Annotated in this window: 17 protein-coding genes and 1 pseudogene; 4 read left to right on the top strand and 14 right to left on the bottom strand. The window is 71.8% G+C overall.

Annotation, left to right across the window (positions count from 1 at the left end; all coding sequences use genetic code 11):
• Positions 1–15: 15 nt before the first annotated feature.
• The 9 genes from QFZ64_RS13055 to QFZ64_RS13015 all read right to left on the bottom strand — a co-directional run bounded on the left by QFZ64_RS13055 (position 16) and on the right by QFZ64_RS13015 (position 12,268).
• Positions 16–1,785 carry an IucA/IucC family siderophore biosynthesis protein gene (locus tag QFZ64_RS13055; RefSeq protein WP_307065282.1) on the bottom strand — a complete coding sequence of 590 codons (1,770 nt, stop codon included), beginning with the start codon at positions 1,783–1,785 and terminating at the stop codon, positions 16–18.
• Positions 1,782–2,336: a GNAT family N-acetyltransferase gene (locus tag QFZ64_RS13050; protein WP_307065279.1), complete on the bottom strand. Its 555-nt coding sequence runs from the start codon at positions 2,334–2,336 to the stop codon at positions 1,782–1,784. The genes QFZ64_RS13055 and QFZ64_RS13050 overlap by 4 nt, the downstream gene beginning before the upstream one ends.
• Positions 2,333–3,616: a lysine N(6)-hydroxylase/L-ornithine N(5)-oxygenase family protein gene (locus tag QFZ64_RS13045; protein ID WP_307065277.1), complete on the bottom strand. Its 1,284-nt coding sequence runs from the start codon at positions 3,614–3,616 to the stop codon at positions 2,333–2,335. Before QFZ64_RS13045 ends, QFZ64_RS13050 begins: the two co-directional genes overlap by 4 nt.
• Positions 3,600–5,042: an aspartate aminotransferase family protein gene (locus QFZ64_RS13040; protein WP_307065275.1), complete on the bottom strand. Its 1,443-nt coding sequence runs from the start codon at positions 5,040–5,042 to the stop codon at positions 3,600–3,602. The genes QFZ64_RS13045 and QFZ64_RS13040 overlap by 17 nt, the downstream gene beginning before the upstream one ends.
• A gap of 193 nt (positions 5,043–5,235) precedes the next feature.
• Positions 5,236–6,285, bottom strand: a complete 1,050-nt coding sequence (locus QFZ64_RS13035; RefSeq protein ID WP_307065274.1) for an ABC transporter substrate-binding protein — start codon at positions 6,283–6,285, stop codon at positions 5,236–5,238.
• Between the two features lie 197 nt (positions 6,286–6,482).
• Positions 6,483–7,643: an acyl-CoA dehydrogenase family protein gene (locus QFZ64_RS13030; RefSeq protein ID WP_307065272.1), complete on the bottom strand. Its 1,161-nt coding sequence runs from the start codon at positions 7,641–7,643 to the stop codon at positions 6,483–6,485.
• Between the two features lie 4 nt (positions 7,644–7,647).
• Positions 7,648–8,655 (bottom strand): hydroxymethylglutaryl-CoA lyase, encoded by a 1,008-nt coding sequence (locus tag QFZ64_RS13025; RefSeq protein ID WP_307065270.1) that lies wholly within the window; start codon positions 8,653–8,655, stop codon positions 7,648–7,650.
• On the bottom strand, positions 8,652–10,589 hold the full coding sequence (locus QFZ64_RS13020; RefSeq protein WP_307071676.1) for a biotin carboxylase N-terminal domain-containing protein: 1,938 nt from the start codon (positions 10,587–10,589) through the stop codon (positions 8,652–8,654). The genes QFZ64_RS13025 and QFZ64_RS13020 overlap by 4 nt, the downstream gene beginning before the upstream one ends.
• Positions 10,590–10,645: 56 nt before the next feature.
• Positions 10,646–12,268 carry a carboxyl transferase domain-containing protein gene (locus QFZ64_RS13015; protein WP_307065269.1) on the bottom strand — a complete coding sequence of 541 codons (1,623 nt, stop codon included), beginning with the start codon at positions 12,266–12,268 and terminating at the stop codon, positions 10,646–10,648.
• 85 nt (positions 12,269–12,353) lie between these two features.
• Between QFZ64_RS13015 and QFZ64_RS13010 the strand changes: the two genes are divergently transcribed.
• Both QFZ64_RS13010 and QFZ64_RS13005 read left to right on the top strand, forming a co-directional pair.
• Entirely contained in the window at positions 12,354–12,974 is a 621-nt protein-coding gene (locus QFZ64_RS13010; RefSeq protein WP_307065267.1) for a TetR/AcrR family transcriptional regulator, read from the top strand.
• Between the two features lie 217 nt (positions 12,975–13,191).
• A complete protein-coding gene (locus QFZ64_RS13005) occupies positions 13,192–13,983 on the top strand; it encodes a phosphatase (protein WP_307065265.1) in 792 nt (263 codons plus the stop codon).
• A 55-nt stretch (positions 13,984–14,038) separates the two neighbouring features.
• On the opposite strand, the pseudogene QFZ64_RS13000 reads toward QFZ64_RS13005, so the two are convergent.
• The 3 genes and pseudogenes from QFZ64_RS13000 to QFZ64_RS12990 all read right to left on the bottom strand — a co-directional run.
• Positions 14,039–14,985 (bottom strand): annotated as a pseudogene (locus QFZ64_RS13000) (cation diffusion facilitator family transporter); the annotation flags it as partial.
• A 119-nt stretch (positions 14,986–15,104) separates the two neighbouring features.
• Positions 15,105–15,986, bottom strand: a complete 882-nt coding sequence (locus tag QFZ64_RS12995) for an acyl-CoA thioesterase II (RefSeq protein WP_307065263.1) — start codon at positions 15,984–15,986, stop codon at positions 15,105–15,107.
• A gap of 61 nt (positions 15,987–16,047) precedes the next feature.
• Positions 16,048–17,205, bottom strand: a complete 1,158-nt coding sequence (locus QFZ64_RS12990) for an acyl-CoA dehydrogenase family protein (RefSeq protein ID WP_307065260.1) — start codon at positions 17,203–17,205, stop codon at positions 16,048–16,050.
• Positions 17,206–17,493: 288 nt separating this feature from the next.
• On the opposite strand from QFZ64_RS12990, the gene speB reads away from it, so the two are divergent.
• Entirely contained in the window at positions 17,494–18,474 is a 981-nt protein-coding gene (gene speB, locus QFZ64_RS12985; RefSeq protein WP_307065258.1) for an agmatinase, read from the top strand.
• Positions 18,475–18,811: 337 nt separating this feature from the next.
• Here the strand turns inward: speB and QFZ64_RS12980 are convergent, their stop codons facing one another.
• Both QFZ64_RS12980 and QFZ64_RS12975 read right to left on the bottom strand, forming a co-directional pair.
• On the bottom strand, positions 18,812–19,684 hold the full coding sequence (locus tag QFZ64_RS12980) for an endonuclease I family protein (protein WP_307065256.1): 873 nt from the start codon (positions 19,682–19,684) through the stop codon (positions 18,812–18,814).
• Positions 19,685–19,821: 137 nt separating this feature from the next.
• Positions 19,822–21,246 carry an MFS transporter gene (locus QFZ64_RS12975; RefSeq protein WP_307065254.1) on the bottom strand — a complete coding sequence of 475 codons (1,425 nt, stop codon included), beginning with the start codon at positions 21,244–21,246 and terminating at the stop codon, positions 19,822–19,824.
• 55 nt (positions 21,247–21,301) lie between these two features.
• Between QFZ64_RS12975 and QFZ64_RS12970 the strand changes: the two genes are divergently transcribed.
• Positions 21,302–22,060 (top strand): helix-turn-helix transcriptional regulator, encoded by a 759-nt coding sequence (locus QFZ64_RS12970; protein WP_307065252.1) that lies wholly within the window; start codon positions 21,302–21,304, stop codon positions 22,058–22,060.
• Positions 22,061–22,991: the final 931 nt, after the last annotated feature.

Here is a 22,991-nt window from a genome sequence, read left to right as displayed (position 1 = left end):
TGGGCGGGCACCGGGTCAGCGGCCGGCCAGCGGGTTGGCGAGCGTGCCCACCAGTTGCAGGGCGGCGGACGGGTCCGCCAGGTCCACCATCTGGCGGTTGTCGCGGAGCTGGAGGCGGTTGAGGCAGGACAGGGCGAACTCGGGCGCGAACATGTCGTACCGGCGGAACTTCTCCGCCAGTTCCGGCACGCTTGCCTGGTACTCGCGCACCACCTCCGCCACCGTCCGCCAGAAGTCGTCCTCCGTCAGAACCTCCGCGTCCGCCAGGATCGCGGACAGGAAGCGGAGGAAACAGTCGAAGACGTCCGTGAACAGGCACAGCGGCTTCTGCTCGTCGGGCACGTCGACACGGATGCGGTCCACCCCCGGCGGGAGCACCGCGTCCGGGTCCATGACCGCGATCTCCTCCGCGATGTCCTTGTGGATCGCGCGGCGGACCGCGCCGTCCTTCAGGACCAGGATGACGTTCTCGCCGTGCGGCATGAACGCCAGGTCGTAGGCGTAGAAGCTGTGCAGGAGCGGGGTGAGGTAGGCGCGCAGACAGCCGCGCAGCCACTCCCGCGCGGGCAGGCCCGAGCGGTCGATCAGGGCCGCCGCGAAGGAGCCGCCCTCGTGGTCCACGTGCAGCAGCGAGGCCATGGTGGCCAGGGTCTCGCCGTCCTCGAGCGAGGGCACCGGGCTCTCCCGCCACAGCGCGGCGAGCATCTTGCGGTACGGGGAGTACCGGTCGGTGGCCGCCTCGTACTCCAGGTGCCGGTAGCCGACGGCCGCGCGCTCGCGGATGACGGAGACACCGGTGGCCTTGAGCACCGGGTCGGCGTTGACGAGCCGGGCCAGCCAGTCGTTGATCGCCGGGGTCGCCTCCATGTACGCCGCCGACAGGCCGCGCATGAAGCCCATGTTGAGGACCGACAGGGCTGTCTTCACGTAGTGCTTGCCGGGGTGGCTCGAGTTGAAGAACGTCCGGATGGACTGCTGGGGCAGGTAGGTGTCGTCGCCCTCGCCCAGGCACACCAGGTTCCGGCGGGCGACCTCGGCGGCGAAGGTGACGGAGAGCTTGTTCCACCACTGCCAGGGGTGGACGGGCAGAAGGAGGTAGTCGGCCGGGTCGAGGCCCCGGTCGCGGAGGGTGCCCTCGAAGCGGGCGAGCGCTGCGGCGCCCAGTTCCTCGCGCACGAAGGACTCGTACGCGAGGCCCTCGCCCGCCGTGAACGTCGCCCGGGAGCGGTGCGCCGCCAGCCACACCAGGCGGACCGGGCTCGCGGTCTCGGGCGCGTACGACAGGTACTCGTGGATGCCGAAACCGAGCCGCCCGTTGTTCGCGACGAAGCAGGGGTGGCCCTCGGTCATGCCGGACTCCACCTCCTGGAACCCGGCGCGGGCCAGCTCGGCGGCGGTGACCTGCGGCTTGGCGAGCTTGTAGCAGGTGCTGGAGAGGGTGGAGGAGATCTCCTCCAGGTAGACCGGGAGGATCGTCTCGCTCAGCCCCAGCGTGGCGCGCAGCTCGATGAAGAAGTCCATCGCGTCGAGCGGGAGTTCGGTGCCCTCGCGGTGCCGGGCGACGGAATCCGCGTCCACGGTCCAGTGGTCCAGGGCGCGGCGGCGGGCGGTGAAGCGGTACACCGTACGGCCGTCGTCGCTGCGGACGAGGTAGCCGTCGCCGTCCGCCTCGGGGGTGAGCAGCCGTTCGTGGGCGAACTCGGCCAGCGCCTTGCGCAGCAGCAGCCGGTTGGCCCGCTCCCAGTGCGCGGGGGTCAGGTGGGCCACGGCGTCGGAGAGGCTCATCGGGCCGCCACCGCCCTCTCGAACCGCTCCCGGGTGCAGAAGCTCAGCAGCGCCCGTTTCTCGGGCTTCACTATCTCCCGGTCGGGCACGAAGCCGACGGCGGCGTTGAGGGCCTGCACGGCCGTGTTGCGCACGTCGGGCTCGACCACGACCCGGGTGGTGGCCGGGTCCTCGAAGAGGTGGCGCACGACGGTGGTGAGGACCGCGCGGGTGAAGCCGTGCACGGGGTGGTCGGCAGGGGCGACCAGGAAGTGCATCCCGACGTCGCCCGGCTCCGCCTCGTAGAGGCCGGCCAGCTCGCGGTGGGCGGGGTCGTAGCGCTCCATGAGGAACGCCGGGGCGCCGTCGTGCAGGCCGAGGAACGCCTCGTGGTGCGGGTCGGCGGCGATCTCCATGTACGCGCGCTCGACGTCCTCCAGGCGGGCGTCGCCCATCATCCAGAACGCGGACTTGGGGTGCGTGACCCAGCCGTGCAGCAGTTCGGCGTCGTGCAGCGGGTCGAGCGGGCGGAGGGTGAGGGTGCCCACGGCACCGGCGGTGTGCGTGCTCATACGGCGAACTCCTGGAAGGCGATCGACTTCTCCACGGGGTAGTACTCCCGGCCGAGCAGCTCCCTGATGATGACGCTGTTGCGGTAGGGGCCCATGCCCAGGTCGGGGGAGGTGACCGAGTGGGCGTGGACGCCGGCGTTCTGCAGGAAGACGCCGCTGCCGGTGACGTCGATCGCGTAGCCGCGCGACACGTCGAAGTTGCCCCGGGAGTCCAGGCGCAGCCGGTCGGCGACCGGGGCCAGGAAGTCCGGGGTGCGGTACCGGTAGCCGGTGGCGAGGACCAGCCCCTCGGAGCGCAGTTCGAAGTCCTTGCCCTGCTCCTCCTGCCGGAAGCCGAGGACGTAGCCGCCCTCCTCGTGCCGGGCGCTGGTGAGGGCGGAGTTGGTGAGCAGCCGGGTGGGGACGGCGCCGCCGAGGTTCTTCCGGTACAGCAGGTCGAAGATGTCGTCGATCAGGGCCCCGTCGATGCCCTTGAACAGGCCCTTCTGCTGCGCGGTGAGGCGGTAGCGGGTGTCCTCGGGCAGCGCGTGGAAGTAGTCGACGTACTCCGGGGAGGTCATCTCCAGCGTCAGCTTGGTGTACTCCAGCGGGAAGAAGCGCGGGGAGCGGGTGACCCAGTTGAGCTGGTAGCCGTGCACGTCGATCTCGCCGAGGAGGTCGTGATAGATCTCGGCGGCGGACTGGCCGCTGCCGACCAGCGTGATCGACTCCTTGCGCACCAGCTCGGCGCGGTGCTCCAGGTAACGGGAGTTGTGGATCCAGTCGCCGGGCAGGTCGCGGCACGGCTCGGGGACGTGGGGCGGGGTGCCGGTGCCGAGGACCAGCCGGCGGGCCCGGTAGGTGTCGCCGGTGCCGGTGCGGACCACGTACAGCGCGTCCGTCTCGTCGTACGTCACCTCGGTGACGGTGGTGTCGTAGCGGATGCTGCTGAGCTGTGCGGCGGCCCAGCGGCAGTAGTCGTCGTACTCGACGCGCAGCGGGTAGAAGTTCTCCCGGATGTAGAACGAGTACAGCCGCCCGGACTCCTTGAGGTAGTTGAGGAAGGAGTACGGGGAGGTGGGGTCGGCCAGGGTGACCAGGTCCGACATGAACGGGGTCTGCAGGTGGGCCCCGTCGAGGAACATCCCGGAGTGCCAGGAGAAGGCGGGCTTGGACTCCAGGAAGACGCCGTTCAGCTCGGTGATCGGCTCGGTGAGGCAGGCCAGGCCGAGGTTGAACGGGCCGAGCCCGATGCCGACGAAGTCGAGGGCGGTGTCGGGGTGTTCAGCAGGCGCGGTCAAGGGAGTCTCCCAGGTACTGCTCGGCGTGGCCGGCGATCAGATCGAGGACGGCGGCGATGTCGTCGGTCCGCGTCTCGGGGTTGAGCAGGGTGAACTTCAGGTAGTGGCGGTCGTTCACCTTGGTGCCGGCGACCACGGCGTCGCCGGAGGCGAACAGCGCCTTGCGGGCGTAGAGGTTGGCGCGGTCGATGGCGGCGGGGTCGGTGGCGGCGGCCGGGATGTAGCGGAAGACGAGGGTGGACAGGCGGGGCGCCACGACGACGTCGAAGCGCGGGTCGGCGGCGAGCATCCGCCAGCCCTCGGAGGCCAGGTCGCACACCTCGTCGAAGAGCGCGCCGATGCCGTCGGCACCCATCACGCGCAGGGTGAGCCAGAGTTTGAGGGCGTCGAAGCGGCGGGTGGTCTGCAGGGATTTGTCGACCTGGTTGGGGATGCGCTCGGCGACCGCCCGGCGCGGGTTGAGGTACTCCGCGTGGTAGGTGGCGTGCCGCAGGGTGCCGCCGTCGCGGACCAGGACGGCGGAGGAACTCACCGGCTGGAAGAAGGACTTGTGGTAGTCGACGGTGACGGAGTCGGCGCGCTCGATGCCGGTCAGCCGGTCCCGGTTCCGGCGCGAGACCAGCAGTCCGCAGCCGTAGGCGGCGTCCACGTGCAACCAGGCCCCGTGGCGGGCGCACAGTTCGGCGATCTCGGGGAGCGGGTCGATGGAGCCGAAGTCGGTGGTGCCGGCGGTGGCGACGACGGCCATCGGGGCCAGTCCGGCCTCCTGGCACGCCTGGAGCTCCCGGGCGAGCGCCACGGTCTGCATCCGCTTGTCGCGGTCGACGGGTACGGGGACGACGGCGTCGGGGGCCAGGCCCAGCAGTTTCGCCGATTTCCGCACGCTGAAGTGGCTCGCCTCGGAGGCGAAGACGCGCAGCTTCGCGGTGTCGTCGGTCTTGGCCTCCTCGCGGGCCAGCAGCAGGGCCTGGAGGTTGGACTGGGTGCCGCCGGAGGTGAACACCCCGTCGGCGGCCGGGCCGAGGCCGATCCGCTCGGCGGTCCAGTCGATCAGCTTCCGCTCGATGAGGGTGCCGCCGGCCGACTGGTCCCAGGTGTCCAGCGAGGAGTTGACGGCGGACAGCACGGCCTCGCCGACCAGGGCCGGGAGGACGACCGGGCAGTTGAGGTGGGCGAGGTAGCGGGGGTGGTGGAAGTAGACGGCGTCACGGAGGTAGACCTCCTCCAGCTCGTCCAGCGCGGCGGCGGTGTCGCCCAGCGGGCGGTCGAGGTCGACGGCGTCGACGACGGCGGAGAGGGCGTCGACGGTGACACCGGTGAACGGACGGTCGGCGGCGGCGATGTGGGTCGCCACCCGTTCGATTCCGTCGGCCACCGAGCGGCGGTACCGCTCCGCGGTCGTGTGAGTGAGCAGCTGCGAGCGCATGTGGGGGCCCTCCGAGACGGCTTTAACTTAGGTTAGCCTAACCTAAGTTGAGCGTCTGGATCTATGGCGGACGTGGCGACGATCGCGCCGGTGGGGACGCGGGGTGAGGCACCGGCTGAGGGCTGCGGGGGCGCGTCCTGTCGCTGTCCGCGCCGATGCCGGCCGCGCCCGCCTCCGTGGTCCGGGAGAGCGCTCAGCTCACCTTCTTCGCGCCCTCGATCGCCTTGGCGAGGTCCTCCAGGAGCGGCGCGCACTTGCCGTAGGACAGGATCGGCTCCGGGTTGCGCGGGACGACCTGACCCGCCTTCACGGCCGGCAGCTTCTTCCACGTCGCCTCGGTGATGTCCGCCGGCTGGATCGCGGAGGTCCGGTTGTCCATCATGATGATGTCGGCCGGGTGCTTGTCGACGTTCTCCCAGCTCAGGTTCTCGAACCAGCCGCCGCTCGCCTTCTTGGCGGCCTCGGCCGGCTCGACGAAGTTGACCCCGAGGGACTTGAAGTACTCCAGATCGATGGACAGATCGGTGCCGGAGACGTAGAAGATGTCCTGGCTCGCGGAACCGGCCATGACCTTGATGTCGGGGTGGGCCTTGGCGGCGGCGCGCAGCCGGGCCGCGGCGTCCTCGAACCGCTTCTTCGCGGCGGCGATCTCGCTGGAGCCGGTGTCCGCGCCGAGCGTCTTGGCGAGCGCCAGCATCCGCTGGAGCGGCTCGGGCATCTGCCGGTCGTAGACGGAGACGCCCACGCTCGGCGCGCCGACGGCCTCGACCTTCTTCTTCGACTCCTCGGGGACGTACCAGAGGGTGCCCGTGGCGTCGAACATGGTGGAGACGAGGAGGTCCGGGGCGAGGGCCGCGTACTTCTCGATGTTGAACTGGCCCCACTCGTTGCCGAGGACGGTCACCTTGCTGACGTCCATGTCGCCGGCCTGGACGTCGGCCTTGCCGTCCTTGGTCTTCGTCGGCCCGAAGACGCCCTTCACCGGCACGCCGTAGTCGTGCAGCGCGGCGGCCACACCGACGAACGCGACGATGTTCGAGGGGACCTTGTCGGCCTCGGAGGTCTTGCCGCGGTCGTCCTTGAAGCTCCAGGGACCCTTCGTGCCCGCCGCGGAGGAGTCGCCCGAGCCGCCGCTCTTCCCGTTGTCGTCACCGCAGGCCGCGAGCACGGCGCCGAGGCCGAGGGCGCCGCCGGCGGCGAGGATGCCGCGGCGGGAGGGGCGGAGGGCACGGGCGTTGGGCATGGCGTGGCTACTTTCGAACGGGGCGGGGTTCACCCGCCGGGCGAGTTCGAAGGTAGGTTAGCCTAACCTCATATCCTGTCCAGGGGGCGGGGTCCCGGGCGCCGCCCACAGGGGGGTAACCCGGCGGGCGACGCCGAACCGCACGGTCCGCGCATGTGCGGCCGACGCCCCCTGTGCGGATCCTCGACGCGCGGGCGTCAGCTCGGCAGGCCCAACTCCCTTGCGATCAGCATGCGCTGGACCTCGCTGGTGCCCTCGCCGATCTCCAGGATCTTGGCGTCACGCCACATGCGCGCCACCGGGTACTCGTTCATGAAGCCGTATCCGCCGTGAATCTGGGTGGCCTCACGGGCGTTGTCGACCGCGATCGTGGAGGAGTACAGCTTCGCCAGGGCGGCCTCCTTCTTGAAGGGGTCGCCGGAGACCAGCCGGGAGGCCGCGTCACGCCAGGCCAGTCGGGAGGTGTGCGCCTTGGTCTCCATGTCGGCGATCTTGAACTGGATGGCCTGGTACGCGCCGATGTGACGGCCGAACGCCTTGCGCTCCTTGGCGTACTTCACCGACTCGTCCACGCAGCCCTGCGCCAGACCGGTGGCCAGCGCGGCGATCGCCACCCGGCCCTCGTCCAGGATGCGCAGGAACTGGGCGTAGCCCCGGCCCAGTTCACCGAGCAGGTTGGCCGCCGGGACGCGGACGTCGGCGAAGGACAGCTCACGGGTGTCCGACGCGTTCCAGCCGACCTTGGAGTACGGTGCCGCGACCGTGAAGCCCGGGGTACCGGACGGGACGATGATCGAGGAGATGACCGGCCTGCCGTCCGGCTTGCGGTCCGTCACCGCCGTCACCGTGACCAGGCCGGTGATGTCCGTGCCCGAGTTGGTGATGAAGCACTTGGTGCCGTTGATCACCCACTCGTCCGTCTTCTCGTCCAGGCGGGCCGTGGTGCGCGTCGCCCCCGCGTCCGAGCCGCCCTCGGGTTCGGTCAGGCCGAACGCGCCCAGGATCTCGCCCGCGCACAGCCGGGGGAGCCACTCGCGCTTCTGCTCCTCGGTGCCGAACAGGTGCAGCGGCATGGCGCCGAGCGAGACCCCGGCCTCCAGGGTGATGGCGACGGAGGAGTCGACCCGGGCCAGCTCCTCCAGGGCGATGCCGAGCGCGAAGTAGTCGCCGCCCATGCCGCCGTACTCCTCCGGGAACGGCAGCCCGAACAGGCCCATCCGCCCCATCTCGCGGACGATCTCGTAGGGGAACTCGTGCCGCTCGTAGAAGTCGCCGATCTTGGGGGCGACGACGTCGTGGGCGAACTCCTCGACCGTGCGGCGGAGTTCTTCCAGCTCGGGGGAGAGCTTGTGGTCCATGGGGTCACTGCTCCTTGTGGGAGGCGGCGTCGGAGGCGGCCCGGGATGCGGCCTGGGATTCGGCTTGGGCGGCCCGGGGGGACAGGGCGCGGACGGTACGGGACGGGCTCGGGCGGCCCAGGTGGGCGGCCATCCACTCGCTCGTGGCGACGAGACGGCCGAGGTCGACCCCGGTCTCTATGCCGAGACCCCGGAGCATCCACACCAGGTCCTCGGTGGCGAGGTTTCCGGTGGCGGACTTGGCGAACGGGCAGCCGCCGAGGCCGCCCGCGGAGGCGTCCACGACGGTGACGCCGTGCTGGAGGGCGGCCAGGGTGTTGGAGAGGGCCTGGCCGTAGGTGTCGTGGAAGTGGACGCCGAGCGCCTCCGTGGGCACCCCGGCCTCGTTCAGCGCGGACAGCAGTGCCGTCACCTGGCCGGGGGTGGCCACGCCGATCGTGTCGCCCAGGCTCAGTTCGTCGCACCCCAGGTCCAGCAGGGCCCGGCAGACGCGGACCACCTGGGCCGCCGGGACCGGGCCCTCCCAGGGGTCGCCGAAGCACATGGAGAGATAGCCGCGGACGTGGCCGCCCTCCGCCTTCGCCCGGGAGACCACCGGGGCGAACATCGCCAGGGCCTCGTCCACCGTGCGGTTGAGGTTGGCCCTGGCGAAGGACTCCGTGGCGCTGGCGAAGACGGCGACCCGGCGGGCGCCCAGCGCGAGCGCCCGCTCCAGGCCGCGTGCGTTCGGGACGAGCACCGGCAGGGCCACCGGCAACTCGCTCACCTGGGGGAACAGCTTCTCGGCGTCGGCGAGTTGGGGCACCCACTCGGGGTGCACGAAGCTCGTCGCCTCGATCGTCGTCAGGCCCGCGTCGGCGAGGCGGCGGATGAACTCGGCCTTCACCGCCGTCGGTACCGTCATCGACTCGTTCTGCAGGCCGTCGCGTGCGCCGACCTCGTGGATGCGGACCCTGGCCGGCAGGCCCGGAGCGGGCACGGCCATGGGAAGTCCGAGTGTGTCCACCGTCATTCCTGACCCTCCTCGATCGGTGCCAGCACGGCGAGCACCTGGTCCATGGCGACCGTCGTGCCCGGGGTGACGTCCAGCTCGGCGACGGTGCCGGCGTGCGGGGCGGAGATGACGTGCTCCATCTTCATCGCCTCCACCACCAGCAGGCTCTGCCCGGCCGCCACCTCGTCCCCGACGGCCACCTTCACCACCGTCACCGTGCCGGGCATGGGCGCGGTCAGGGCGTCCGCCCCGGCGTGCGCGGCGCGGGTGAGCGAGGCGGCGACCGGGTCGTGGTCCCGCACCTGCCACGCGTCGCCGTCCCGGCCGAGCCAGTCGGCGGCGTGGTGGAAGGTGTGCGTGACGCCGTCCAGCGTGACCGTCACGCGGTCGGCGGTGACGTGGTGCGTGCCGCGCGGGGTGTGCGTCACGGGGTCGAGCCCCGCGACACGCAGGTCGAAGGAGACCGGCGCGGGCCGGCCGCCCAGGCGCCAGCCGCTGGGCACCGAGAACGGGTCGGTCCAGCCCCGCGCGCGCGGCGCGAGCGCGTCCAGGCGTACCGCCGCGGCGGCCTCGTAGACCTCCTCCGGCACCCCGTCCGGCACCAGGCCCTCGGCCTCGCGCTCCACCAGGCCCGTGTCCAACTCGCCCGCCACCACCGCCGGGTGGGCCAGCAGCCGGCGCAGGAAGCCCGCGTTGGTCGGCACGCCCAGCGTCACCGTGTCCGCGAGGGCGGCCCGCAGCCTGCGCAGCGCGGTCGCGCGGTCGGGGCCGTAGGCGATCACCTTGGACAGCATCGGGTCGTACAGGCTGCCGACCTCCGTGCCCTCGCTGAGCCCCGAGTCGGTGCGCACCCCGTCGCCCCGCGGCTCGCGCAGCGCCAGCACCCGGCCGCCGGAGGGGAGGAAGCCACGGGTCGGGTCCTCCGCGCAGAGCCGGGCCTCCACCGCGTGGCCGGCGAGGCGGACGTCCTCCTGGCGGAACGGCAGCGGCTCGCCGGCGGCGACCCGCACCTGCCACTCGACCAGGTCGAGGCCCGTGACGAACTCGGTCACCGGGTGCTCCACCTGGAGGCGGGTGTTCATCTCCATGAAGTAGTACGACGACGGGTCGCCGCCGGGCACGATGAACTCGACCGTGCCCGCGCCCCGGTAGCCGCAGGAGCGGGCCGCCTGGACGGCCGCCTCGCCCATCGCCGCGCGCGTGGCCTCGTCGAGCAGGACGCTGGGCGCCTCCTCGACGATCTTCTGGTGGCGGCGCTGCAGGGAGCACTCGCGCTCGCCCAGGTGCACCACGTTCCCGTGCGTGTCGGCCAGGACCTGGATCTCGATGTGCCGGGGGCGGTCGACCCAGCGCTCGACCAGGAGGGTGTCGTCGCCGAAGGAGGCGCGGGCCTCGCGGCGGGCGGCGGCGATCTCCTCCGCCAGCGCCCCGGTGTCCCGCACCAGCCGCATGCCCTTGCCGCCGCCGCCCGCGCTGGGCTTGAGCAGCACGGGCACGCCGATCTCCAGGGCCGCCGCCGCCAGTTCCGCGTCGGTGAGCCCCGAGCCGCTGGAGCCGGGCACGACCGGGACCCCGGCCGCCTTCACCGTCTCCTTGGCGCGGATCTTGTCGCCCATCAGGGCGATCGCGTCGGCGGACGGGCCGATGAAGACCAGCCCCGCCTCGGCGCACGCGCGCGCGAAGCCGGCGTTCTCCGCGAGGAAGCCGTACCCCGGGTGCACCGCCTGCGCGCCGCTGCGGGCGGCGGCGTCCAGCAGCCGCTCCACCGACAGGTAGCTCTCGGCCGCCGGTGCCGGGCCCAGCCGGACCGCCGTGTCGGCCTCGCGGACGTGGCGGGCACCTGCGTCCGCGTCGGAGAAGACGGCCACCGTGCGCACGCCCAGCGCCCGCAGGGTGCGGATCACGCGGACGGCGATCTCGCCCCGGTTGGCCACCAGCACCGTGTCGAACATGGCCGTCGCCGTGTTCGCGGTCGCGTTCTGGGTGGTGTTCGTGGTCATGGTCCCCCTCACATCCGGAAGACGCCGAAGCCGTCCGCCTTGGCCGGCAGCGGGGCGTGGGCGCACGCGGTCAGGGCCAGGCCGAGCACCTGGCGGGTCTCCAGCGGGTCGATCACGCCGTCGTCCCACAGCCGGGCCGTGGCGTAGTAGGCGTTGCCCTGCCGCTCGTACTGGGCGCGGATCGGGGCCCTGAAGGCCTCCTCGTCCTCGGCCGGCCACTCCTCGCCGCGCCCCTCCAACTGGTCGCGCTTGACCGTGGCGAGGACGGAGGCGGCCTGCTCGCCGCCCATCACCGAGATCTTGGCGCCGGGCCACATCCACAGGAAGCGCGGCGAGTACGCCCTGCCGCACATCGAGTAGTTCCCCGCGCCGTACGACCCGCCGATCACGACCGTGAGCTTCGGGACGCGCGTGCAGGCGACCGCCGTGACCATCTTGGCGCCGTGCTTGGCGATGCCGCCCGCCTCGTAGTCCCTGCCGACCATGAAGCCGGAGATGTTCTGCAGGAACACCAGCGGGATGCCGCGCTGGTCGCACAGTTCGATGAAGTGCGCGCCCTTCTGGGCGGACTCGGAGAACAGGATGCCGTTGTTGGCGACGATGCCGACCGGGTGGCCGTGGATCCGGGCGAAGCCGGTGACCAGGGTCTGGCCGTACTCCGCCTTGAACTCCGCGAACCGCGAGCCGTCCACCACGCGGGCGATGACCTCCCGTACGTCGTACGGCGTGCGGGAGTCGACCGGCACCGCCCCGTACAGCCCGTAGGGGTCCACCTTCGGCTCGACGGCCGCGGTGACCTCCCAGGGCAGCTCCCCGCGCGCAGGGAGCGTGGAGACGATGTTCCGCACGATCCGCAGCGCGTGCGCGTCGTCCTCCGCGAGGTGGTCGGTGACGCCCGAGGTGCGCGAGTGGACCTCGCCGCCGCCCAGCTCCTCGGCGGTGACGACCTCGCCCGTGGCCGCCTTCACCAGCGGGGGGCCGCCCAGGAAGATCGTGCCCTGACCCCGGACGATCACCGCCTCGTCGCTCATCGCCGGGACGTACGCCCCGCCGGCCGTGCAGGAGCCGAGCACCGCCGCGATCTGGGGGATGCCGGCGCCGGACATGCGGGCCTGGTTGTAGAAGATCCGCCCGAAGTGCTCGCGGTCGGGGAAGACCTCGTCCTGCATCGGCAGGAAGGCGCCGCCGGAGTCGACCAGGTAGACGCACGGCAGCCGGTTCTCCAGCGCGACCTCCTGGGCGCGCAGGTGCTTCTTCACCGTCATCGGGTAGTACGTGCCGCCCTTGACCGTGGCGTCGTTGGCGACGATCACGCACGCGCGCCCGCTGATCCGCCCGATCCCGGCGATCACTCCCGCCGCCGGGGCCTGCCCCTCGTACATCCCCTCGGCGGCCAGCGGGGCCAGCTCCAGGAAGGGCGAGCCCGGGTCGAGCAGGGTGTCCACCCTGTCCCGGGGCAGCAGCTTGCCGCGCGCGGTGTGCCGGGCGCGGGCCCGCTCGCCGCCGCCCGCGCGGGCCGCGGCGAGCCTGCCGCGCAGCTCCTCCACGAGCGCGCGGTGCGCCGCCTCGTTGGCCTGCCAGGCCGCCGACGCGGGGTCTGCCGCGCTGGTCAGCTCCGGTGCCTGTTGCATCCTGCGGTCCCCTCACGTGTTAATGAGCGTTAACGCACTGCGACCAGGTTAACGACCGCTAACGTGGATGTCTAGAATCGATTTCATGGCCACGAGAACCGACGCGCCCACCCGACGCGAGCAGATCCTCAAGGAAGCCGCCCGCCTCTTCGCCGAACGCGGCTTCCACGGCGTGGGCGTCGACGAGATAGGCGCCGCGGTCGGCATCAGCGGCCCCGGGCTCTACCGGCACTTCGCCGGCAAGGACGCGATGCTGGCGGAACTGCTGGTCGGGATCAGCGGGCAGCTCCTGACCGGCGGCCGAAGGCGGGCCGCGGAGGCGGCCGGCGACCCCGAGGCGGTGCTCGACTCGCTCATCGAGGGCCACATCGACTTCGCGCTCGACGACCGCCCGCTCATCACCCTGCACGACCGCGAGCTGGACCGCCTCCGCGACACCGACCGCAAGCTCGTACGGCAGCTGCAACGGCAGTACGTGGAGCTGTGGGTGGAGGTGCTGCGGGAGGTGTATCCGGGGGTACTGGAAGCCGTCGCCCGGGCGGCGGTCCACGCGGTCTTCGGCCTGCTGAACAGCACGCCGCACATGGGCGCCCGGCCGCGTGCGCTGCCGGGCCGCGCGGCGACGGCGGAGCTGCTGCGGGGCATGGCCCGCGGCGCGTTCGCCTCGGCGGCGGGGTCGCCTGCGGAGTCGCCTGCGACGGGCTGAGCGGGGGCGCCTTGCGGCTCGGGGACTTCTGCGAGTCGGCGGCTGCGGCTGCGTCGTGGCCGAGCGCGGTTCCCCGCGTCGCTGAAAGAACGGGGGGCGCCCCCTGGCTGTCGAGAGGCGTGGGGAACCGCGCGATCTTTCGGGGGTCCGGGGGCTTGCCCGCGGGGACGGGAAGGGCAGGGGCGGCGGGGGTGAGGAAGCGTACACAATGGGGGGCATGCCGATACCCGGGACGTCCCCCAGCCGCGCCGACCTCATCGCCCATCTCGTCCGCACCCGCATCGCGGGCGACGTCGCCACCCCCCGCGAGAACAACCTCTCCCACTACCGCAAACTGGCCAACGGCGACCGCAACTTCTGGCTCGGGCTGGAGCTCGGCGACCGCTGGACCGACGAGCAGGACGTCCTCGCGGTCATGGCGGAACGCGTCGGCGTCAACGACGACCCCGAGTACCGCTACGGCCAGGACACCATCGACCCCGAGCTCACCGTCGACGCCCTGGACCGCATGGCGGCCCGGCTGCGCAAGGCCGCCGACGGCCGTCAGCGCGTCCTGTTCGCCACCGGTCACCCCGGCGGCCTCCTGGACGTCCACCGTGCCACCGCCGCCGCCCTGCGCGCCGCCGGCTGCGACATCGTCGTGATCCCCGAGGGCCTGCGGACCGACGAGGGGTACGTCTGGCAACTCGCCGACGTCGCCGTCCTCGAACACGGTGCCAGCCTCTGGCACACCCACTCGGGCGACCCGATGCGGGCGATCCTCCAGGGCCTGGAGCGCGACGGCGACCCGGCGCCCGACCTGGTCGTCGCCGACCACGGCTGGGCCGGCCGCGCCGCCCAGGACGGCGTCGACGCCGTCGGTTACGCCGACTGCAACGACCCCGCCCTCTTCCTCGCCGAGTCCGAGGGCACGCTCCAGGTCGCCGTCCCCCTCGACGACCACGTCACCAGCCCCCGCCACTACGACCCGATGACGGCGTACCTGCTGGACCAGGCGGGGCTGCTCTGACCGACGGCGACGGCGAGCACGACGAGCGGGGCCGACGGCGGGCGGGCCCGGGAGCTCACGGCCAGGGGCGCAGCCCCTCGTCCCGTGGCTGCGCGAACCCCGGTGTCGGGTCCAGGTAGACCCGGCTCACCGAGGGGAACCGTTCTCGCAGCCGCCGCTCGGCCTGCTCGCACGCCCACTCGATCTGGGCCGCCGTCGACACGTCCCGGAAGTCGACCTTGGCCGCCACCAGCGCCTCCGTCGGCCCCTGCACCAGCGTCGTCAGCTCCAGTACGGCCTCGATGTGCTCAACCGCCACCAGCTCCTCCCGGATGCCCATGCGTACGGAGCGGGGCAGCGGGCGCCCGATGAGCAGCTCGGCGTTGGACCGGCCCAGCACCCGGGCGACGTACAGCAGCAGTACGCCGATGCACAGGGAGGCGACGCCGTCCCACACCCCGGAGCCGGTGAGCTGCCCGCCGAGCAGGCCGCCGGCCGCGAGCAGCAGGCCGATCAGGGCCGCCGAGTCCTCCATGACGACCGCCTTGACGGCGGTGTCGCTGGTGCGCCGCAGATAGCGCCCGAAGGGCACCTTCAGGCCGGCGGCCGCCCCGCGTGCCTGGCGTACCGCCGTGCGCAGCGAGAAGCCCTCCAGGAGGAAGGCGACCGCGAGCACGAGGTAGGAGACGAGCGGGTCGCCGAGCTCCTCGCCCGCTGTCAGGGTGTGGACGCCGTCGTAGAGGGAGAAGACCGCGCCGCCGACGAACGTGGCGACGGCGGCGAGCAGGGCCCAGATGTAGCGCTCGGGGCCGTAGCCGAGCGGGTGGTCCTCGTCGGCCGGTCTCGCGCTGCGTTTGAGCGCGGTGAGCAGCAGTACCTCGGTGACGGTGTCGGCGACCGAGTGCGCGGCCTCCGACAGCATCGCGCTGGAGCCGCTGATCAGCCCCGCGACGGCCTTGGCCACCGCGATCCCCAGATTGGCGAGGGCGGCGACGACCACGTGAAGGTGCTCTCGCCGCCGCCCCCACCGTCCCCGCGGCCCCGCTCACCGCTGTCCTCAGCCGCGCCCGCGTCGGTGCCGGCGTCGCTGCCCCTGCCCGCGTCCCTGTCCCTTTGCCCCATGCATGTCAGTGTTCTGCATGTCAGTGTTCCCGCGGGACGCGGACCACGCCCTCCTGGATCACCGATATCGCCAGGGTGCCGTCCTGGGTGTAGATGCGGGCCTGGCCCAGGCCGCGCCCTCCGGAGGCCGACGGGGACTCCTGGTCGTACAGCAGCCACTCGTCGGCCCGGAAGGGCCGGTGGAACCACATCGCGTGGTCCAGCGAGGCGCCGACGACGTCCCCGACCGCCCAGCCGCCCCGGCCGTGCGCGAGCAGGACGGAGTCGAGGAGGGTCATGTCGGAGACGTAGGTGGCGAGGACGACGTGCAGCAGGGGCGTGTCGGTCGCGCCCTCCAGCTTGCCGTTGGTGCGGAACCACACCTGGGAGTGCGGCTCGCGCGGCTCGCCGAAGCGGCCGTACGGCGGCTCGTCGACGTACCGCAGGTCGACCGCCTCGCGGGCCTCCAGGAACCGTTCGACGACCAGCGGGGGCAGGTGGTCGTAGGCGCGCAGCCGTTCGGCGGAGGTGGGCAGGGCCGCCGGGTCCGGGGCGGACGGCATCGGGGCCTGGTGGTCCAGCCCCTCTTCCAGCAGCTGGAAGGAGGCGGAGAGGTGGAAGATCGGCTGCCCGTGCTGGACCGCGACCACCCGCCGGGTGGTGAAGGAACGGCCGTCGCGGATGCGGTCGACGGTGTAGACGATCGGCGCGCCGGGGTCGCCGGGCCGCAGGAAGTACGCGTGCAGGGAGTGCGCGTGCCGGTCCTCGGGGACCGTGCGGCCGGCGGCGACCAGCGCCTGCGCGGCGACCTGCCCGCCGAAGACCCGGGGGACGACGGCGGGCCGGGAGGGGCCGCGGAAGATGTCCTGCTCGATGCGCTCGAGGTCGAGCAGATCGAGCAGCGACTGAAGTGCCTGACTCATGTGTCAGTTCTATCCTGCTCTGTCCTGCGCGTTCTCCGCGGGCGGTGTCGGGCCGGAGCCCTCACAGGCCCATGTTCTTCGCGATGATCGACTTCATGATCTCGCTGGTGCCGCCGTAGATGCGGTTGACCCGGTTGTCGGCGTACAGGCGGGCGATCGGGTACTCGTTCATGTAGCCGTAGCCGCCGTGGAGCTGGAGGCAGCGGTCGATGACGCGGTGGGCGACCTCGGTGCAGAACAGCTTGGCGGAGGCGGCCTCGGCCGCCGTCAGCTCACCGGCGTCCAGGGCCTCCAGGGCGCGGTCGGCGACCGCCTCGGCGGCGTCCACCTCGGCCTGGCAGGCGGCCAGCTCGAACTTGGTGTTCTGGAAGCTGGCGACGGTCTTGCCGAAGACCGTGCGGTCCTGCACGTACTCCTTGGCGAACCGGACGGCGGCCTTGGCCTGCGCGTACGCGCCGAAGGCGATGCCCCAGCGCTCGGAGGGCAGGTTGGCGCCGAGGTAGTGGAAGCCCTTGTTCTCCTCGCCGAGCAGGTCCTCGGCCGGGACCTTGACGTCGACGAACGCGAGCTCGGCGGTGTCGGAGGTCTTCAGGCCCAGCTTGTCCAGCTTGCGGCCGACCGAGTAGCCCTCGGACTTGGTGTCGACGGCGAAGAGGGAGATGCCGAAGCGGCGGTCCTCGGCGGTCGACGGGGCGGTGCGGGCGCAGACGATGACGCGGTCGGCGTGGACGCCGCCGGTGATGAAGGTCTTGGCGCCGTTGAGGACGTAGTGCGTGCCGTCCTCGCTGAGCTTGGCGGTGGTCTTCATGCCGGCGAGGTCGGAGCCGGTGCCCGGCTCGGTCATCGCGATCGCCCACATCTCCTCGGCGGAGACGAACTTCGGCAGGTAGCGCTTCTTCTGCTCGTCGGTGGCGAGCATCTTGATGTAGGGGAGCGCGAGCAGGACGTGCACGCCGGAGCCGCCGAAGGTGACGCCCGCGCGGGCGGTCTCCTCGTACTGGACGGCCTCGAACTTGTGGCTCTCCAGACCGGCGCCGCCGAACTCCTCGGGCACGTTGATGCCGAAGAGGCCCAGCTCGGCGAGCTTGTAGTAGAACTCGCGGGGCACGATGCCCTGCGTGAACCACTCGTCGTACGCCGGTACGACCTCGGCCTCGATGAAGGCGCGGAGGGTCTCCCGGAACGCCTCGTGATCCTCGTTGAACACCGTACGGCGCACTGCCGCCTCCTCGAACGTCGCCTGCGTGAGCCTGCCTAAGCGCTTGCTCAGATACCAAGGTACCGACGGGTAGGGACCGGCGTCCAGGGCGGGTGCGGGGACGGCGCCGTAACGCTCGTCACGCGGGGGCCGTGGAACCCGCCGGCGATCCCGGCGTCCCTCGGAGGAGGCCTTATCGTCGTGAGCGCGCACGTCACCGCGTGCGTGCCCCGGCCGGCGGTCCCCCTCGGCACCCCGAACACCCGCCCGACCGGGCATCTCACCGCACGCAGAAAGAGACAGTGCCCCATGAGCAGCGAGACGCCCCGCGGCCCCGTCGACTCCTCCCGCGTCCCCCGGTACGCGGGCCCGGCCACCTTCGCCCGGCTGCCCCGGCTCGACGAGGTCGGCGGCCGCGCCGACGTCGCGGTCGTGGGCGTGCCCTTCGACTCCGGCGTCTCCTACCGGCCCGGCGCCCGCTTCGGCGGCAACGCGATCCGCGAGGCGTCCCGGCTGCTGCGCCCCTACAACCCGGCGCAGGACGCCTCCCCGTTCGCCCTTGCGCAGGTCGCCGACGCCGGTGACATCGCCGCCAACCCGTTCCGCATCGAGGAGGCCGTCGAGACGATCGAGGCGGCCGCCGACGACCTCCTCGGCACCGGCGCCCGCCTGATGACCCTCGGCGGCGACCACACCATCGCGCTGCCGCTGCTGCGCTCGGTGGCGAAGAAGCACGGCCCGGTGGCCCTGCTCCACTTCGACGCCCACCTCGACACCTGGGACACGTACTTCGGCGCCGCGTACACCCACGGCACCCCGTTCCGGCGGGCGGTCGAGGAGGGCATCCTCGACACCTCCGCCCTCTCCCACGTCGGCACGCGCGGCCCGCTCTACGGCAAGCAGGACCTCACCGACGACGAGAAGATGGGCTTCGGCATCGTCACGTCGGCGGACGTCTACCGGCGCGGCGCGGACGAGGTCGCCGACCAGCTCAGGCAGCGCATCGGCGACCGCCCCCTCTACATCTCCATCGACATCGACTGCCTCGACCCCGCCCACGCCCCGGGCACCGGCACGCCGGAGGCGGGCGGCATGACCTCCCGCGAACTCCTGGAGATCCTGCGCGGCCTGTCCGCCTGCAACGTGGTCTCCGCCGACGTCGTCGAGGTCGCCCCCGCCTACGACCACGCCGAGATCACCTCGGTCGCCGCGTCCCACACGGCGTACGAGCTGACGACGCTGATGACACGGCGGATCGCGGAGGAGCGCGGAGACGCCGACGGGCGGTGAGGCATCCGCCCCGGTCGTTCGGAAGAGTGGAAGCCGGCTCCGAACACGCCTCCCCGGCACCTTGCCCCGTATCCCTCAGGCGTACGCCGGTCACAAGGAGGACAGGTCATGTCGAAGCTGTATCTCGAAGTCGATGACGAGGTCTTCGACGAGGCCGCCGAGATCCTGGGGACCGGGGGCGAAGCAGGACGCGGGTTCACACGGTGGCCGAGGCGACGGGGCAGCCCACACGGTGGGTGGCGCGGGCCGGAACGCTGTGACGTTCCGCCTCGGCGGGAATCCGGTGAGGCGGCCGAACACCCCGTGGGGGGAGGGTGTTCGACCACCGTGCCGGTGCCTACCAGATCGACTCGACCCACTCCGGGTGGTCGATGAACGGGTTGCGGTTGTGCTGGTAGGTGTCGTAGATGACGTCGTTGCGCTTCTCCTCGAAGGCGCTCGGCGGGTCCTGCTCGCTCCACGCCTTCAGGACGGCGAGCTTGCCGATGTACGGGGCGCTGCCGTTGTCGACCTTCTCGTTGGGCTCCAGGTCGGCGAAGCCGTCGTCGCCCTCGTAGCGCACGGCCATGTAGAGGATCATGCGGGCCACGTCGCCCTTGTCCGCGTCGCGCGGTTCGAAGGAGTCGGAGTCCACGCGGCTGCCGCCGCCGTTGGTCACCGTGCTGCCGCCGTTGTCGAAGTCCAGGTTGCCGCGGATGCTGTTGACCTGGACGTCCGCGGGCCGCAGGTGGTGCAGGTCCGTGCCGGGGCCTGTCACCTCGCCGAAGTCGCCGTGGGACTTGGCCCAGGTGTGCTCGCGGTTCCAGTCGCCGACGTCGCCGCCGTTGAGCGACTTGCTGCGGGAGACGCCGCTGTACAGCAGGATCACGTTGTTGCTGTTGTTCGGGTCCTGGTCGGTGACCTTCAGCGCGTTCCAGACCGCGGAGTAGGAGATCTTGGTCTGGTTGCTGATGATCGTGTGGAGGGCCGACTTCAGGCTGCTGCCGGTCTTGCCGACGGCGTTCTTGTAGTACGTGGAGTCGTACGGGCTCGTTGTCGCCGTTGCGGCTGCCGTGCCCGTGCCCGTGGTCGTCGCCGTCGCGGTGACCGGAGTGGGGGAGGCCGGTATCGCGGAGGCCGGGCTCGCGGTCAGGGCCGGGGCGGTGAGGCCGGCCAGAACGGTGGCCGTGGCCCAGGCCACCGCCTTGCGGTGGATGCGTGCTGCCGTCATGTGGGGGTCCCCTATCTACGCGGGTTGAACGGGGGCGGCAGACGGGAGCGTGACATGAACATGTGAACGTGTAAAGGGTGCGCGGGAGCCGGCGGGCGAAGCGGTGGCGTCGGTGCGGTGGCGCGGGTGACGGCGCCTCAGGCGCGGTTCTGCGAGGTACCGGTGGCCGCCCCGGCGTCGTACTGCCAGAACGGCCGTACGAGCAGGGCGCCGGCCAGGACGAGCACCATGCACGCCATGGCCGCGCCGGACCACGCGACGGTGAGGGAGGCCGCGGCGGCCGTCATCCCCGCGCGCAGGTCGCCCAGGCGGGGGCCGCCCGCCACCACCACCGTGAACACGCCCTGGAGCCGGCCCCGCAGCCGGTCCGGGGCGTACGTCTGCAGCATCGTCTGCCGGTAGACGGCGCTGACCAGGTCCGCGGCCCCGGCCAGGACCAGCAGCGTCACCGCGGCCCACAGGCTGTGCGCGAACCCGGCGGCCGCGACCGCCGCCGCCCAGACGACGACCGCGAGGGTGAGCGCCACCCCCTGGCGTCGCACCCGGCCGATCCACCCGCTGAACAGCCCGGCCGCGAGCGAGCCGAGGGCGATCGCCGCGTACAGCGGGCCCACGCCGCCGTGGAACCGCTCGGCGGCGGCCTGCGGGAACAGGGCCTGCGGCATGGCCAGGACCATGGCCGCGATGTCCACGGCGAAGGACATCAGCAGCACCGGGTTCCCGCCCAGGAACCGCAGCCCGTCGAGGACCGAGCGCAGCCCGGGGCGCCCGGTGCCCGGCTCCGCGGGCGGGAGCGGAGGCAGGCGGAGGGCCGCGTACAGCGCCGCCGTGAACAGCACGGCGTCGGCCCCGTAGGCGAGGGAGAACCCGCCGGGCAGGGCGATCAGGAGACCGGCGAGCAGCGGGCCCAGCACCTGCCCCAGGTTGCCGACGGTGTACAGGAGCGCGTTGGCGCCCGGTATCTGCCCGGCCGGCACCAGCAGCGGCACGATCGCCCCGCGCACCGACGACGACACCGCGAAGCCGCCGGCCTGTACGGCGACCAGGACGAGGATCAGCGCGGGGGAGTGCAGGCCCAGCACGCTCTGGAGGAGCAGCGCGAGGGTCACCGCCCAGGTGACGAAGCAGGAGCCCACGTAGAGCCGGCGCCGGTCGACCGCGTCCGCGACGGCGCCCCCGTACAGCCCGAACACGACGATGGGCAGCAGCCCCACCAGCCCGCTCAGGCCGACGACCAGCGAGGACCGGGTCAGCGCGTAGAGCTGGACCGGGACCGCGACGGAGGTCAGCATGACGCCGACGAGGGCGGCGCCCTGCCCGAGGAACGTCCGCCGGAAGGCGGGCACGGAGAGCGGCCGGGTGTCGGCGACTGCTCGACGGAGCAGCCCGCGCAGGCCGGTACGGGCGGTGTCGGGGGTTCCTGTGATGTCAGGGGTCCCTGTTTCGGTGTCTGCGGTGTCTGCGGTGTCTGCGGTGTCTGTGGCGTTCGGGGCGGACGCGGGCTCGGATTCGGGCTCGGATTCGGGCGTCTCCGACGCGGCCGTCGAGGGGGTGTGGCTCATGGGCACCACCCTGGTCGACGCCCACCCCTGACGGCTTTCGATAACCTGTCCACTTGTGTCGCAGAACCGCCAAGACCACCATCCCGGCCAGCACATCGCCCGGCACCGGCACGAGGACCACCAACTGATCTACGTCAGCAGCGGGGTTCTGGCCGTGCGGACCGACCACGGGGCGTGGGTGGCCGGTGCCCGGCGCGCCGTCTGGGTCCCGGCCGGGACCTGGCACGAGCACCGCGTCCACGGGCACACCGAGGTGCACACCCTCCAGTTCCCCCTCGGCTGCACCCCGCTGCCCACCGACACCCCGACCGTCATCGCCGTGCCCGCGCTGCTGCGCGAACTCCTCGTCGCCAGCACCGAGTCCGGCCTGACCCCGGGCGAGAGCGACCGGCTGCGCGCGGTCATCGAGGACCGGCTGTGCCGCGCCGACATCGCCCCGCTCCAGCTCCCCTGCGCCCGCGACCCACGCCTGCACGACGCCTGCCGGATCGTCACGGAGGACCTCGCCCGGCCGCTCACCATCGGTCGGCTGGCCCGCGAGGTCGGCCTCAGCGAACGGCACCTGAGCCGGCTGTTCCGCACGGAGTTCGGCACGACGTACCCGCAGTGGCGGACCACGGCCCGCCTCTTCCACGCGATGATCGAGCTCACCGACGGCGCGACGGTCACCGAGACGGCCCACCGCTGCGGCTGGTCCACCCCCAGCGCCTTCGTCCACACCTTCACCCGCACCCTGGGCCAGACCCCGGGCGCGTACCGGTCGGCGGGGAGCGCAAAGCCGCGGACGGGGAAGCCTGATTCGCCCCCGTGGTGAAGCCGGTGGGATGGTGCCTCAATTCTTGACCGGCAGTCCGTCAAGGAGCCGGTCACTGGTACGGGAAAGCCGACATGCCCAGGCTCTCGGACCCGGTGCATGAAAACGGTGTCCTGGTCGGCGACAGAGAACGAGGTGAATGGGCCGACTCTCTTTGAGAGCGGGTACCCATTGTGCGGTTCGCCGCGGCTGTGCCGGTCGCGGCTCTCCTTGACGGCGTCCACTGTCCTCGCCCTCGCATTCGTCGTCACAGGCGGCGGAGGAGATCGCATCACTGTTCGGCCCGCCCGTCCTCTCGTGGCGGCCCGACCCGAGGTCGTCGGCGTTCTCTGCCGTGACGGAGGGGGTCGCTGTTCGGCCCAAGTTCCTTGCCAATCAACCGAGTTGACGGTCGGTTGTGCTAGCGTCTCGTCACAGTATCGGACAATTGTCCGACTGAGGTGACAGGTGCGCGGAGGGCGGACCTGGTGGAGCACATAGAGATGGGGAACGTTGAAATCTTCTCGATTCCGTAAGATCGGCACTGCGGCCGGTGTCGCCACGGCGGCTTTGATGGTGTCTTTCGTCGGCGCGTCCACTGCGTCGGCGTCAGCGGGTGTGGTTATTCACAAGGACGACATCCTCACCCCTGAGGTGTGCGTTATTCGCGGCAACGGAATGATCGCCAACGGTACTGCCACCTCATTCACCTGCACCCCGAAGTACGGCGACGTCTGGACCCTGACCTGGTGGTAACGCGCCTCGGGGCTGTGCTGTTCATTCGATAGACACGGATCAGGAGGCCCGCCTCACGCGACGGCATCGCCTCCGGTTCTTCGTGACGGTCCGCCGGCCGAGTCGGTGGACCGTTTCGCTCTCTGCGCGCGCCGGCGGGTACGTTCGGCTCGCGGGTCTTCCACCTCCCACCTCCGCCACCGCGTGCTGCGGCAGC

This window comes from Streptomyces sp. B3I8 (genome assembly GCF_030816915.1).
GTDB lineage: Bacteria > Actinomycetota > Actinomycetes > Streptomycetales > Streptomycetaceae > Streptomyces.
This window is presented reverse-complemented; position numbering and strand designations above follow the sequence as displayed.